The organism is Paramesorhizobium endophyticum, assembly GCF_014640615.1.
GTDB classification, from domain to species: Bacteria; Pseudomonadota; Alphaproteobacteria; order Rhizobiales; family Rhizobiaceae; genus Paramesorhizobium; species Paramesorhizobium endophyticum.
This window is the reverse complement of record NZ_BMHH01000002.1, coordinates 232,645-246,138: the sequence shown is the minus strand read 5'-3', so window position 1 is coordinate 246,138 and position 13,494 is coordinate 232,645. Positions and strand designations below refer to the sequence as shown.

14 protein-coding genes are annotated in these 13,494 nt (G+C 59.5%); 4 read left to right on the top strand and 10 right to left on the bottom strand.

All coding sequences use genetic code 11. The annotated features are described in order from the left end of the window. Window positions 1–9: 9 nt before the first annotated feature. The 10 genes from bamA to IEX53_RS03615 form a co-directional block, all read right to left on the bottom strand. Window positions 10–2,394: an outer membrane protein assembly factor BamA gene (gene bamA / locus IEX53_RS03660; RefSeq protein WP_188821539.1), complete on the bottom strand. Its 2,385-nt coding sequence runs from the start codon at window positions 2,392–2,394 to the stop codon at window positions 10–12. A gap of 235 nt (window positions 2,395–2,629) precedes the next feature. Further along, window positions 2,630–3,769 (bottom strand): M50 family metallopeptidase, encoded by a 1,140-nt coding sequence (locus IEX53_RS03655; protein WP_188821537.1) that lies wholly within the window; start codon window positions 3,767–3,769, stop codon window positions 2,630–2,632. A 66-nt stretch (window positions 3,770–3,835) separates the two neighbouring features. Continuing rightward, window positions 3,836–4,648, bottom strand: coding sequence for a phosphatidate cytidylyltransferase (locus tag IEX53_RS03650; protein WP_188821535.1), 813 nt, complete (start codon window positions 4,646–4,648; stop codon window positions 3,836–3,838). Window positions 4,649–4,679: 31 nt separating this feature from the next. After that, a complete protein-coding gene (locus IEX53_RS03645) occupies window positions 4,680–5,417 on the bottom strand; it encodes an isoprenyl transferase (protein ID WP_188821533.1) in 738 nt (245 codons plus the stop codon). A 41-nt stretch (window positions 5,418–5,458) separates the two neighbouring features. Further along, the gene (frr, locus tag IEX53_RS03640) at window positions 5,459–6,019 is read right to left on the bottom strand and encodes a ribosome recycling factor (protein ID WP_188821532.1); all 561 of its coding nucleotides are present in this window, start codon (window positions 6,017–6,019) and stop codon (window positions 5,459–5,461) included. 28 nt (window positions 6,020–6,047) lie between these two features. Continuing rightward, window positions 6,048–6,767: a UMP kinase gene (gene pyrH / locus IEX53_RS03635; protein ID WP_188821530.1), complete on the bottom strand. Its 720-nt coding sequence runs from the start codon at window positions 6,765–6,767 to the stop codon at window positions 6,048–6,050. Window positions 6,768–6,929: 162 nt separating this feature from the next. Next, window positions 6,930–7,853, bottom strand: a complete 924-nt coding sequence (tsf, locus tag IEX53_RS03630) for a translation elongation factor Ts (RefSeq protein ID WP_188821528.1) — start codon at window positions 7,851–7,853, stop codon at window positions 6,930–6,932. 169 nt (window positions 7,854–8,022) lie between these two features. Beyond that, entirely contained in the window at window positions 8,023–8,805 is a 783-nt protein-coding gene (gene rpsB / locus IEX53_RS03625) for a 30S ribosomal protein S2 (RefSeq protein ID WP_188821526.1), read from the bottom strand. Window positions 8,806–9,035: 230 nt separating this feature from the next. Beyond that, the gene (locus IEX53_RS03620; protein WP_188821524.1) at window positions 9,036–9,416 is read right to left on the bottom strand and encodes an antibiotic biosynthesis monooxygenase family protein; all 381 of its coding nucleotides are present in this window, start codon (window positions 9,414–9,416) and stop codon (window positions 9,036–9,038) included. A 174-nt stretch (window positions 9,417–9,590) separates the two neighbouring features. Then, window positions 9,591–10,427: a cell envelope integrity EipB family protein gene (locus tag IEX53_RS03615; RefSeq protein ID WP_188821522.1), complete on the bottom strand. Its 837-nt coding sequence runs from the start codon at window positions 10,425–10,427 to the stop codon at window positions 9,591–9,593. Between the two features lie 121 nt (window positions 10,428–10,548). On the opposite strand from IEX53_RS03615, the gene IEX53_RS03610 reads away from it, so the two are divergent. The 4 genes from IEX53_RS03610 (at window position 10,549) to IEX53_RS03595 (ending at window position 13,443) form a co-directional block, all read left to right on the top strand. Next, a complete protein-coding gene (locus tag IEX53_RS03610) occupies window positions 10,549–11,013 on the top strand; it encodes a RidA family protein (protein WP_188821520.1) in 465 nt (154 codons plus the stop codon). 2 nt (window positions 11,014–11,015) lie between these two features. Next, entirely contained in the window at window positions 11,016–11,732 is a 717-nt protein-coding gene (locus tag IEX53_RS03605; protein WP_188821518.1) for a glycerophosphodiester phosphodiesterase, read from the top strand. A gap of 91 nt (window positions 11,733–11,823) precedes the next feature. Beyond that, on the top strand, window positions 11,824–13,020 hold the full coding sequence (locus tag IEX53_RS03600; RefSeq protein WP_188821516.1) for a GNAT family N-acetyltransferase: 1,197 nt from the start codon (window positions 11,824–11,826) through the stop codon (window positions 13,018–13,020). Further along, window positions 13,021–13,443 (top strand): HIT family protein, encoded by a 423-nt coding sequence (locus IEX53_RS03595; RefSeq protein ID WP_188821515.1) that lies wholly within the window; start codon window positions 13,021–13,023, stop codon window positions 13,441–13,443. It abuts the gene before it with no gap. The last annotated feature ends 51 nt before the right edge of the window (window positions 13,444–13,494 follow it).

Genomic DNA, 13,494 nt, shown 5'->3' with positions numbered 1-13,494 from the left:
GCAAATCTATCAGAACTTGCTCGAAATGCCGAAATTGAAGTTCTGCACCTTGTCGGTGTCTTCCTTCTTGATCGGCCACGCATAGTCGAAGCGCAACGGACCGAAGGGCGACGCCCACATCAAGCTGATACCCGCCGAGGCGCGCAGCGCACTGCCATCGCCTTCAACCGCGTTCTGCCCCGGACCCGGCTCATACTCGGTGCCGTAGAGGGTCGCCGCATCGGCGAAGACCGCACCACGAATACCGAGGCTCTCCGGAACGACCGGCATCGGGAACTGCACTTCCGCGGTGGCGTTCATATAGGTCGTGCCGCCGAGATAGTAACGCTCGCCATTGCCGGAACGCTGGAACGCGCCGATGCCGTTATATTTGAAGCCGCGGATGATATCCGAATTGTTCTTGAACATATCGAATATGCGCGCGCCGTCATCATCGAAGGCATGAATATAGCCGCCACCGGCGCTCAACAGACCGACAATATCGGCCTCTTGCGACAGCGTCTTGTAGTAGCTGGCCTTGACCGTGGACTTCAGATATTTCGCATCGCCACCCAGACCCGCATATTCCTGATTGAAGCGGGCAAAGATGCCGTCATGCGGATTCTTGACATCGTCGATGGAATTATAGGTCAGCGAATAGCTGATCGACGACTTGATCCACGGGCTCTCTTCCGCCGCCTCGACAATGGCAGGAGCAACTTTGTTATAGTCCGGCTTGCCATCCGTACCCAAAACGTAATCGTCGAGCTCATACTTCTCCTGCACATAGTTGTAGGCAACGCCGGCGGAGAAATTGTCGGTGATCGGCAGGCCGAAACGGATCGTACCGCCCGTCTGCTCGACATCGTAGCGATCCTTCAGCGAGTATGTCTTGCGGAAGACATCGAAGCCCGCAGAGATACGCTGTCCGAGGAAATAAGGCTCGGTGAAGGAGAAGGAGTAGTTACGAGCATCATCCTGACCGCCGCCCGCGCCGATGCGGACATACTGACCGCGACCGAGGAAGTTGCGCTCCGTGATCGACGCTTCGACCGACACACCTGGGGTCTCGCCGCCGGTGGTATAGCCGCCACCGACCGAGAACTCGCCCGTAGGCTTCTCGACCACATCGACCACCAGCACGACCTGATCCGGCGCGGAGCCGGGCACGGTCGAGATGTTGACCGACTGGAAGAAGTCGAGCGCATCCAGGCGACGCTTGGCGCGCTGGATCATGACCTGGTTGAACGCATCACCCTCGCTCAGATCGAATTCACGACGGATGACGTAGTCGCGCGTCTTCTCATTGCCGCGAATCTCGATCCGCTCGACATAGGCACGCACGCCTTCCTCGATGCTATAGACCACCGAGATCGTATGATTCTGGAAATCACGATCGCCACGCGGCTCGACCTTGGCAAAGGGATAACCCCTACCGGCCACAGCCTCAGTGATATCGATAACCGAAGTCTCGATGTTCTTGGCGCTGTAAACATCGCCTGGCTGAGTCTTGATATCGCCACGCAGCGTCTGGATGTCGATACCCGGAATGGAGCTCTCCACCTGCACATCGCCGAAGGTGTATTTCTGACCTTCATCGACCGTGACAGTGACCGTGTACTCGTTCGTCGCGGGGTCGAGAACCGCATTCGACGAAACGACACGGAAATCGGCATAGCCGCGATTGTAATAGAAGCGGCGCAGCGCTTCTTCGTCAGCGCGCAGCTTGTCTTCGTCATACACGTCGCCGCGCGTCAGCCAAGACAGTGGATTGGTGCGCTTGGTGGAAATGACATCGCGCAGGCGGCGAGAACCAAACGCCTCGTTGCCGACGAAATTGATGGCCGCGATCTTGGTGCGATCACCCTCGTTGATCTCATAGACCACATTGACGCGCCCCTCACCCAGATCGATGGTGCGAGCATTGACCGTCGCATCACTACGACCGATGCGACGGTAGGCATCAAGAATCCCCTGCCGGTCCGCTTCCATCTTGGCGGGATCGAATGGCTCGCGCGCCTTCAGCTGCACGGCGGCAGCGAGCTGCGGATCCTTGATCTTCTTGTTACCCTGGAACAGGACATTATTGACGACGGAGTACTCGCTGACACTGACGACCAGCGCGCTGCCGACTTGCTTGATCTGCACGTCAGAGAACAGGCCCATGGCGAAGAGGCGCTTGATCGCCTCGTCTATATCATTGGTCGAGAAGGACTTGCCCGGCTGAATACCGATATTGTCACGGATCGTCGCCGCATCGACGCGCTTGTTGCCGCGAACCTCGATTCGGCTGACGACCGCCGCCTCGGCGGCATCGAACGCAATCAGGGAAACAGCGGTTGAACCCGAGGCCGCAAGAGCCACTTGCATGGCGATCGCGGAGGCGGCGCCAAAGAATTTCGAACTTGCCGTCATTGGCCTTCTGAACCTTTGTTTCTCGTTGTCCCCGGGGCGATATCCCAGAAAAAAGCGCTTAACTCAAACCACCGTAATAACTGGTTTTTTCATACAAGCAAGCGTCACGGTCAATTTCCGTTTACTTGGCCCCAATGCGTGACATCCGCGCCACGCCGTGAACCAATTTAGTAAACATTCCTTACCGTTTTCCTGAAATTTCCCCCTCTCCTTTTACCCTTATTGGGCCTTTGCCTCAACAGACGAAAATGTCGTTGAACAGAACAAATGCCATGAAACCCATCACGGTGAGGAATCCCACCCTGAAGAAGATTTCCTGCACAGCGACAGGCACGGGCCGACGCAGCACCGCTTCAGCGGCATAAAAGACCAGATGGCCGCCATCAAGAGGCGGAAGCGGAAAAAGGTTAAGCAGGCCGATGCCGATCGACAGCATGGCCGTCAGCTGCACCAGCCAGGAAAAGCCGCGACTCGCCGCCTCGCCCGCCATTGTGGCGATTTTCACGGGGCCACCCAACTGGCACTTGTCCTCGCGGCCCGCGAAGAATCGCGTGAAGAATTCACCCGTCCGCCCGATGATGAAGCCGGTTTCCAGCACCGCCTGCTTGACCGATTCGACCGGGCCGTACTCGATCACCCGGAACTTGCCGAGCGCCTCATTATTGACGACGCCGATGACGCCGACCTTCACCTTGTTGCCGAGTGGGTCGGTCTGCTCGAGCATTTCCGGGGTGGCGGTGAGGGGTATTTCCTTGCCGCCCCGCTCCACGGTGAAGCGAATCGGGTCGCCCGCGCGGATCGAGACGTAGCGCTGCACATCGGAGAATGTGTCGACCTTCTCGCCATCGACCGTCAAGAATCGGTCGCCTGGCTCGAAACCGGCTACCGCCGCCGGGCTGCCGGGGCGCACCTCGGCCACCATGGGGTCGGCCACCACGCGCCCGTAAAGGCCCAGGAACACGGACAGAATCACGATCGTCAGGAGAATATTGAAGGCTGGGCCGGCGAAGACGGTCGCCGCGCGCTTCCATGCGGGCTGTGTGTGAAAGGCCACGGCCCTTTCGGCCTCGCTCAGCCCCTGCTCCGCCGCTTCCGATGGCGAACTGGCAACACTCTCGTCACCGACGAATTTGACATAGCCGCCGAGCGGAATCGCCGAAAGTTTCCAGCGCGTGCCCTTTCGGTCAGTGAAACCAATCAGTTCTGGGCCGAATCCCACCGAAAACGCCTTGACGCCGATGCCGCACCACCGCCCGACGAGATAGTGCCCCATCTCATGGACGAAGACGACGACCGTCAGCACACAAAGAAACGGAACCAGCGTTCCGATAAGCAGGCTGTCGCTGCCGAAAAGATATGAAACCAAATCTCCCAATTTATTCTCCTGGCGAGGCATCCCGCATGTCCGGGCCGCCATTATAACTATTTGTGCTGCCGCAGCCTACATTCCGAAGAAGATGGCGGATGGCACATCCGGCTCGGCGAAAATCGCCCCAATGAGGTACAGGAGCACGGCAGCCGCGACAAGCCCGTCGACGCGATCCATGAATCCGCCATGGCCCGGCAGAAGCCGACCCGAATCCTTGAAACCGAATACGCGTTTGACCCAAGATTCGGCAAGATCGCCCATTTGTGAGACCACAGAGAGCGCGAGCGCCAGCAAAGGCACGAGAAAGCCCTCCGGCGGCATCATCACCATGACGGCGAGGACGCCCGCCGCAACGCCCGCCACCGCGCCACCGATCGCGCCGGACCAGGTCTTGTTGGGCGAGAATCGCGGCGCGAGCTTCGGCCCCCCTATGGCGCGTCCGGTGAAATAGGCGGCGATATCGGTCGCCCATACCACGGCGAAGAGGAAAACGATCGCGCCGAATCCGAAGGGCTCATCGCCGCGCAAGAGGGATAGTGAGATCGCGGGAAGACCAGCATAAAGCAGGCCCGTTGGAGCCCACGCCTTCCCGCTCTTCCAGGCAAGAATCGCCATCAGCACCGCGCCGAGCAGAAGAAGGCCGATCGCGGGCAATGCGCGCCCGTCCCAGAGGAGGAATGCGGCGATGAGCGCCAGCCATATCCATCCGAACACGCGGGAAAGCACCGTCTGGCACACCGCCGTCAGGGATACCCATTCGTGATAGACCGCCGCACCGATGGCGATGGCGAGCAGCGTGAACCATGTCCCGCCGACCCAGGTAATGAGAAGCGTGACAACACCCAGGATGATCGCCGTCACGATGCGGGTCTGAAGATTGGACATGGAAGACCTTTTCCGCTGAGCCGCAGGCAGCTTAGAGCGCGATATCCTGCGCGGGAACCCGCGGCTCGATGCCGCCGAAGCGGCGTTCCCGCGCCTGGAACGTCTCGATGGCGTCGACCAGATTGGCGGGCTTGAAATCCGGCCAGAAACACGGCACGAACAGGAATTCCGAATAGGCGGCCTGCCAGAGCAGGAAATTGGAAAGCCTCATCTCGCCGCTGGTGCGGATGATGAGATCCGGATCAGGGATATCCGCCGTATCGAGCCTGGCGGCAATCGCTTCCGGCGTGATTGCCGATGGGGCGAGCCTGCCCGCCGCGACATCCTCCGCCAGCGCCCGCGTCGCCCGCGCGATTTCATCGCGCGCGCCGTAGTTGAAGGCGATGACGAGGTTGAGGCCGGTATTGCCCAGCGTCAGCGCTTCGGCTTCCTCGAGCAGGCCGAGAATATCCGCCGCCAGCCCCTCGCGCTCGCCGATGATCCGCACACGTACATTCTTGCGGTGCAGATCGGCAAGGTCGCGGCGGATGAAGAACTTCAGCAGCCCCATCAGCTCGCTGACCTCGCTCTGCGGGCGCGACCAATTCTCCGAGGAGAAGGCAAAGAGCGTCAGCCAGCCCAGCTCGATCTCGCCGGCCTTGTTGACGATCTCGCGCAAGGCTTCCATGCCCGCCTTGTGTCCGGCGGTGCGCGGCAGTCCCCTTGCCTTCGCCCAGCGACCATTGCCATCCATGATGATGGCGATATGGCGCGGATTGGATATGGGCATCGCTCCCCCGTTCGAAATTCAGAAGCCCGGAACAGGCAGGATCAGACCTGCATGATCTCCGCTTCCTTGGTAGCCAGCATCTTGTCCAGCTCCGAAATGGTATCGTCGGTCAGCTTCTGTACCTTTTCGGAGAGCACGCGGCTGTCATCCTGACTGATATCGCCGTCCTTCTCCAGCTTTTTCAGCTGGTCCATGCCGTCGCGGCGCACATGGCGAGCGGCGACGCGGGCCTGCTCGGCATATTGATGGGCGATCTTGACCAGTTCCTTGCGGCGCTGCTCGTTGAGTTCCGGCAGCGGAATGCGCAGCGTCGTGCCATCGGTGATCGGATTGAGGCCAAGGCCGGAATCGCGGATCGCGCGCTCGACCGCGCCGACCATCGACTTATCCCAGACAGACACGGAAAGCATGCGCGGCTCAGGCACCGAGATATTGGCCACCTGGTTTATCGGCATCTCCGAGCCATAGGCGGTTATCGTGATCGGCTCCAGCAGGCTGGCGGAAGCACGGCCCGTGCGCAAGCCACCGAGATCGTGCTTGAAAGCCTGAATGGCGCCTTCCATACGGCGCTTGATGTCATTGAGGTCCAGAGCGTCGCTCATTTGTTCTTTTTCTCCCTTCAATGCGCTCTTAATCGGAAACTACGGTGCAATGTCCATTGCCAAGTAGAATCTTGGCGAAACCGCCCTCTTCGTGAATGGAATAGACAATTATCGGAATGTTGTTCTCCCGCGCAAGGGCAACCGCGGCAGTATCCATCACCGCCAGCCCCCGGTCGAGCACCTGTTTATGCGTCAGCCGCTCATAACGCTCGGCATCGGGATGGTGCTTGGGGTCGGCGGAATAAATCCCGTCCACCTGCGTCCCCTTGAAAAGCGCGTCCGCGCCGATTTCGGCTGCGCGAAGCGCCGCAGCAGAATCGGTCGTGAAGAAGGGATTGCCCGTGCCGCCGGCGAAGATCACGACCTTGCCCTGATCCATATAGGCGGTTGCCTGACGCTGGGAGAAGCTCTCGCAGATTTCGGGCATGGCGATGGCCGAAAGCACGACGCTATCGACGCCGATTTTAGAAAGCGACGTGCGCAGCGCCAGCGAATTGATGACGGTGGCAAGCATGCCCATATGGTCGCCGGTGACGCGATCCCCGCCCTTGGAGGCAACCGCCAGCCCGCGGAAAATATTGCCGCCGCCGATGACAACGCCGACCTCCACGCCAAGCGCCCTCGCCTCGGCAATATCGGCGGCGATGCGGTCGGCGACCGAAACATCGATCCCGAAGCCCTGATTTCCCATCAGCGCCTCGCCCGAGGCCTTCAACAGGACACGTTTATAGATGGGTGCGCCTGACATGATATCCCCTCTTTTCCCGTGGGCTTGATTTCTTGAATTGGGTTCCGGATACACGAAGGGCACCGCGATGTCACGCGATGCCCTCCGAACTCACGGGAATTTAAAAGCATGATCCCAAAAAGTTGCAGACTTTTTGGATAAGATCATGCGACTAATAAACTATTACTTCTTGACCGCAGCGGCGACTTCCGCCGCAAAGTCGCTCTCTTCCTTCTCGATGCCTTCGCCCAGGGCAAAGCGCACGAAGCCGGTGATCTTGGCCGGAGCGCCGATGGTCTTTTCCGCTTCCTTGAGCGCGGCTTCGACGGTCAGGTCCGGATTGAGAACGAAAGCCTGGGAAAGAAGCACAACTTCCTCGTAGAACTTGCGAATACGACCTTCGACCATCTTCTCGATAATGTTCTCCGGCTTGCCGGACTGGCGGGCCTGATCGGAGAAGATCGCCCTTTCGCGCTCCACGACAGCCGCGTCGAGCTCAGCCGGCGTCAGGGCGAGCGGGTTCGTCGCCGCGACATGCATCGCGACCTGACGGCCGAAAGCCTGCGCCGCTTCGGCATTGCCTGATGTCTCGATGGCGACGAGGACGCCCATCTTGCCGAGACCGTCGGAGACGCCGTTATGCACATAGGTCGCGACCGCGCCCTGCGCGACGCCGAGCGCGGCCGAGCGGCGGAAATTGATGTTCTCGCCGATGGTGGCGACGGCATCCTTCACCGCGTCGGCAACCGTCTTGGACGTGCCGGGATAGGTGGCGGCGGCAACCGCATCCGTCGTGCCGTCGGTCGTCAGCGCCACCGCTGCGACGTTCCGGACGAGATCCTGGAAGGCGTCGTTGCGGGCCACGAAGTCGGTCTCGGAATTCACCTCGACGACGACGGCCTTGGCGCCGGACGAGGCAACGCCGATCAGACCTTCGGCAGCAGTGCGGCCCGCCTTCTTGTCCGCCTTGGCGATGCCCTTCTTGCGCAGCCAGTCCATGGCGGCTTCCATGTCGCCATTGGTCTCGGCCAGCGCGGTCTTGCAGTCCATCATGCCTGCGCCGGAGAGTTCACGAAGTTCTTTTACCTGGGATGCTGAAACGCTCATTATCGCCTCTCATGAAAGCGAAGGCATACCGTCGCCGGTATGCCCACATTGCCGGTGCACGAAGCACCGAAGCTATTTAAAAACTATTTACCCGCGATGACGGGTGTATGAAGCCACCCTTAGTCGCATGACCTTATACGAAAAGTCCTGCAACTTTTCGACGTGATGCTCAGGCCGAAGCCTGACCGTCTTCCGTGGGGGTCTCCAGCGCGGGCTCGATCGGCGTTTCGGCCTGAGCGCCGATATCCATGCCGAACGCGCCCTGCTGACGGGCAATGCCGTCGAGAGCGGCACGGGCGATCAGGTCGCAATAGAGCGAGATCGCGCGCGAAGCATCGTCATTGCCCGGGATCGGATAGTCGATCTGATCGGGATCGCAATTGGAGTCGATGATGGCAACGACCGGGATGCCGAGACGCTTGGCTTCCTGAATGGCAATCGATTCCTTGTTGGTGTCGATGATGAACATCAGGTCCGGGGTCGAGCCCATGTCACGGATGCCGCCCAGCGCGCGATGCAGCTTCTCGCGCTCGCGATCGAGGTTCAGGCGCTCCTTCTTGGTGAAACCCTGGGCCTCGCCGGCGAGGATTTCATCGAGCTTACGCAGGCGCTGGATCGAATTGGAAATGGTCTTCCAGTTCGTCAGCATGCCGCCGAGCCAGCGGGCGTTGACGTAGTACTGAGCCGAACGCTGCGCCGCATCGGCGATGATCTCCGAAGCCTGGCGCTTGGTGCCGACGAAGAGCACGCGGCCGCCACGAGCAACGGTATCCGAAACCACCTTCAGCGCCTGATGCAGCAGCGGAACGGTCTGGGCCAGATCAATGATGTGAATGTTATTGCGGTCGCCATAAATGTAAGGTGCCATCTTCGGGTTCCAGCGATGGGTCTGGTGGCCGAAGTGAACACCAGCCTCGAGTAGCTGGCGCATGCTGAAATCAGGCAATGCCATTGTCTTTTCCTTTTCCGGTTGAACCTCCACGGGAAGAGGCGATTGCTCGCCACCGGAGGCCCGCACCGGATTTCTCCCGGCATCAGGCCCAACCCCGTGTGTGGAATGCTGCGGCTGTTATCGGAAAAGGAGGAGAAATGCAATAGCGGGGAGTAAGGGAGGATATGACGCCGCAAGCCAGTGAAGGCAAGCGCCGAACATACTGCCTGACTGCCCTATTCCCCTTGACCTCACACCTCCACCGAATCGAACACGCGGATCTTCACCCAGTTCGGATTACTCTGCGGGATGAAGTGGTTCACATGCGCGTCGGACACCTGATAGGCGTCATGCGACTGGCGATCGGCAAAGACCATGATGAAGGCCACGTCGAAATCGTCTTCGTTGAAGAGATAGGCCACCTGCTTGTGGCGCGTCAGATTGTGCGCCAGCACCGTGGGGAAGAAGGAAAGCTCGCCTGGATGATTGGAGAGAAATTTCTCCCCAAGCTCCAGCTGCTTCTGGACTGCGGCAGGGCTTTTATCCTTGAGTGTGATATAAATGGCGTGATGGATACGGCCATTACCGGTGCCTGACACACCCTCTGCCGTGCCTTTCGCTGATACATTCATGAACTATCTCCTTCGAGTAGGAGGATCAAAGAAAGCGAAGCACACTTTATCTATGGTATTATTCCATTATGCCAATGATATCAGCCAGTAAAATTCTGGTGAGGTATAAACAATATTTTCGATATTAGAACATCCCCTCACCTCGCCGCAGGCAAGGGGTATGAAGATGCCGACTTACTTCTTGCAATCATTCGCGTTTCTCGGCTGGTCGAACAGCTTCAGGTCCACAAGCGTTCCCTTGATGGAGAAATCACCGTAATCCATCTTCAGGTCGCGGGTGATGCCGTTGCGGTAAAGCTTGAAATCGATGCGATAGACCGGCAGGCCTTCCTGGTTTTCCTTGTCGTCGAAATAGGCGATATTGACCGGCCAGACCTTTTCACTGGCGAGTTTGCCCATCGCCTTGGCCTCGTCGGCGTCGATGGCGTTTTCCGGCTTGCCCACCACGACGGTCGTATCCGACACCCGGTCCGCATCCTCCGAGCCGTCGAACATAGTGGCCTGGTAGAACGCTTCGCCCGCCTCGGCCTTGGAAATCAACTCTTCCATGTGATGCGTCGGGAATTGCGAACGCTCCAGCATGACTTTCTTCGATTCCGGCTTGGTCAGCGAAACCTCGGTTGTATCAGGCGTCAGCTTGGCCTCGCCGCGGACTTCCTTGCTCAATTCCTTGTCGATAAATGTCTTGTTGACGAAGTTGAACTGCTTGCCGTCGCCCGACTCATAGGTCGTCGTCTGCTGGTCGGTCAGGCGCGGCGGCGCCTCGTCCATGTCGATGCGGGTCACAAAACGGAAATTGGTGGTATAACCCTCGCAGGCCGAGCCGTTGAACTCATAGACCATGCGACCGGTCAGCCCGGCAATGCCCGACTTGTCGTCAGCCTTGTCCAGCTGGAGATCATAAACAGCACGGTGAGGAACAAGCGCGACAGGGCTCGCGGCGGCCGCCTGAAACGGAGCAAACGCAAAACCAGCCAGGCTGGCGGCGGCCAGAACACTTTTCGAACGCATTAAAGATTCTCCGTTTCTTTGTCGCCGCATCATAAAAAAACTCGTGGCGGAAGCGAGGCAAAAATCGCAACCTCCCCCAACTTCCATCGATTCTGGCCCTATGCCGGAAAGGAGCATTTCAATGAGCGAAACCATCGAAACACGGCTTGCGAGCCTCGGCATCATCATCCCCGAAGCAGTGGCCCCGGTCGCCAATTACGTGCCTTATTCCCAGTCCGGCACGCTTCTCTTCACGTCAGGGCAATTGCCACTCATCAATGGCAAGCTCGTACATGAGGGGTTGCTGGGCGGCGAACTGACGGTGACGCAAGGGCAGGAAGCGGCGCGCGCGGCGGCGATCAACGTGCTGGCGCAGGCCAAGGCGGCGCTGGGCGACCTCGCCCGCATCAAGCGCATCGTCAAGATCACCATCTTCGTCGCCTCGACGCCGGATTTCGTCGAGCAGCACCTCGTCGCCAATGGCGCGTCCGATCTCTTCGTTGCCGTCCTTGGCGATGCCGGGCGTCATGCGCGCTCCGCTGTGGGCATGGCCTCCCTGCCCTTCAACGCGCCGGTCGAGGTCGAAGCAATCATCGAGGTCGCCTGATCATGGCCAATCTCGACTGGCTGACGAAGCGCCCCATCGCCCATCGCGGCCTGCATGATCTCAACGACAAATGCTGGGAGAACACGCTCCCGGCCTTTGACCGCGCGGCAAAGGCAGGTTTCGCCATCGAGTGTGACGTGCATCTCTCCGCGGACGGCGTTCCTGTGGTCTTTCACGACGAAGATTTGAAGCGGCTGACGGGACGGGGCGGCCATATCCATGAGCTGACCGGCGCGGATGCCTGTGCGCTCGCCATCGGCGGGACGGAAGACCGTGTGCCCACCTTGAGTGAAGCGCTGGCGCTGATCGCGGGCCGCGTGCCTGTCATTATCGAGCTCAAGGGCATTGCCGGGCGGGATGACGGGCTCGTCGCGGCGGTGGCGCGGGAGCTGGACGGCTATCAGGGCCACGCCGCCATCATGTCCTTCGACCATCATCTCGTGCGGCGCTTCCCGGCCGATGCGCCGGGCATCCCGGGCGGGCTGACAGCAGAGAGGGTGAAAACGAAGGATATCGAGGCGCATTTCTCCATGCTGGCGCATGAACTCGCCTTCGTTTCCTATAATGTTCACCATCTGCCCAACCCGTTCGTCATCTTCGTTCGGGAAAAGCTGAACATGCCGGTCATCACCTGGACCGTCCGAAACCAGGCGCAAAAGGCCCAGAGCTATCTGTTCGCGGATCAGATTACGTTCGAGGGGTTTGATCCAAAAGAGTGAGTAGGGAATAGTGAGATAGTGAGTAGTATAGGATTTTGCCTTATTCACTATCTCACTGATCACTATCTCACTACTCACCGAGGTACGGCAATTGAACGGACGGGAGCAAAACGAGCGCGGTTTTACCTTAGCCGTTTGCGACGGTCTTTCCGCCTTTACGCGCGAGGAATGGGATAGCCTTTCCGGAACCTCCAGGGAAGAAAAAGGCTATAACCCCTTCATTTCATATGATTTTCTGAGTGCCATGGAAGATTCCGGTTGCGTCGCGCCCGCCACCGGCTGGCTGCCCCGGCATTTGCGGCTGCAGGATGATGAAGGCCGGCTTCTGGGCGCGGTTCCCTGCTATCTCAAGGGCCACAGCCAGGGCGAATATGTCTTCGACCATGGCTGGGCCGACGCCTTCGAGCGCGCGGGCGGCGAATATTATCCGAAATATCAGATCGCAGTGCCGTTCACGCCCGCCACCGGCCCGCGCCTTCTCGTTAATGCAGCGTTCGAGCCGCAAGCCGTACGGCTGGCTCTCGCCGCCGGGATTCGCCAGCTGACCGTCGAGCACGGCGTGTCCTCGGCTCACGTCACCTTCCTGCTCGAAAACGAGCTGCCCACGCTGACTGAAGCAGGTTTCCTGCACCGCACCGACCAGCAGTTCCATTTCATCAACGAAGGCTATTCGGACTATGAGGATTTTCTCGAAACGCTCGCCTCACGCAAGCGCAAGGCGCTGAAACGCGAACGGCGCGAGGCGCTGAGCCCCGGCATCACCATAGACTGGCTGACGGGAAGCGACCTGACCGAAGCCGTGTGGGACCAGTTTTTTACCTTCTATATGGACACCGGCAGCCGCAAATGGGGCCGCCCCTATCTCAACCGCGAATTCTACGCGCTGATCGGCGAGCGGATGGCCGATGACATCCTCCTCGTCATGGCGAAGCGCGATGGGCGCTATATCGCCGGGGCCATCAACTTCATCGGCGAGGACCGTCTTTTCGGGCGGCATTGGGGTTGCGTCGAGGATCATCCCTTCCTGCATTTCGAGGTCTGCTACCACCAAGCCATCGACTTCGCCATCGCAAAGGGCATCAAGGTGGTGGAGGCCGGCGCGCAGGGCGAGCACAAGCTGGCGCGCGGCTATGTGCCCGTCACGACCCATTCGGCCCATTACATCGCGCATGAGGGTTTCCGCCGTGCGGTCGAGGATTATCTGAGCCGCGAGCGCCGTGAAATCGAACAACTGAACGAAGCCCTGCGCGAGCACACGCCGTTCAAGAAGAATCAAGAGGAGCTATGAATGAGTGAGACCTATGACGACAACAACGTCTTCGCGCGCATCCTGCGTGGAGAAATCCCGTCCAATCGCGTCTATGAAGACGAGCATGTCGTCGCCTTCATGGATGTGATGCCGCAGGGAGAAGGTCATACGCTGGTGGTGCCGAAAGCGGCCTCGCGCAATCTGCTCGACGCCGCGCCGCACACCCTTGGACCCCTGCTCGCCGCCGTACAGAAAATCGCCGTCGCGGTTAAAAAGGCATTCGCCGCCGATGGCGTGACGATCATGCAGTTCAACGAGCCGGCGGGCGGCCAGTCCGTGTTTCACCTGCACTTCCACGTCATCCCGCGCTTCGACGGGCTGGCGTTGAAGCCCCATAGCGGAAACATGGAAGACCCGGACGTGCTCGCGCGCAATGCGGAGAAAATCAAGGCAGTGCTATAACGCTTTCGTCATCCTCGGGCTTGTCCCGAGGATCTTTCGTGGCTTAACACC

Bases quoted from the DNA above. Each gene is read 5' to 3' on its own strand.
- IEX53_RS03595 (WP_188821515.1), top strand. From the start codon at position 13,021: ATGAGTGAGACCTATGACGACAACAACGTCTTCGCGCGCATCCTGCGT.
- IEX53_RS03620 (WP_188821524.1), bottom strand. From the start codon at position 9,416: ATGAATGTATCAGCGAAAGGCACGGCAGAGGGTGTGTCAGGCACCGGT.
- rpsB (WP_188821526.1), bottom strand. From the start codon at position 8,805: ATGGCATTGCCTGATTTCAGCATGCGCCAGCTACTCGAGGCTGGTGTT.
- IEX53_RS03615 (WP_188821522.1), bottom strand. From the start codon at position 10,427: ATGCGTTCGAAAAGTGTTCTGGCCGCCGCCAGCCTGGCTGGTTTTGCG.
- pyrH (WP_188821530.1), bottom strand. From the start codon at position 6,767: ATGTCAGGCGCACCCATCTATAAACGTGTCCTGTTGAAGGCCTCGGGC.
- IEX53_RS03645 (WP_188821533.1), bottom strand. From the start codon at position 5,417: ATGCCCATATCCAATCCGCGCCATATCGCCATCATCATGGATGGCAAT.
- tsf (WP_188821528.1), bottom strand. From the start codon at position 7,853: ATGAGCGTTTCAGCATCCCAGGTAAAAGAACTTCGTGAACTCTCCGGC.
- frr (WP_188821532.1), bottom strand. From the start codon at position 6,019: ATGAGCGACGCTCTGGACCTCAATGACATCAAGCGCCGTATGGAAGGC.
- IEX53_RS03610 (WP_188821520.1), top strand. From the start codon at position 10,549: ATGAGCGAAACCATCGAAACACGGCTTGCGAGCCTCGGCATCATCATC.
- IEX53_RS03605 (WP_188821518.1), top strand. From the start codon at position 11,016: ATGGCCAATCTCGACTGGCTGACGAAGCGCCCCATCGCCCATCGCGGC.
- bamA (WP_188821539.1), bottom strand. From the start codon at position 2,394: ATGACGGCAAGTTCGAAATTCTTTGGCGCCGCCTCCGCGATCGCCATG.
- IEX53_RS03650 (WP_188821535.1), bottom strand. From the start codon at position 4,648: ATGTCCAATCTTCAGACCCGCATCGTGACGGCGATCATCCTGGGTGTT.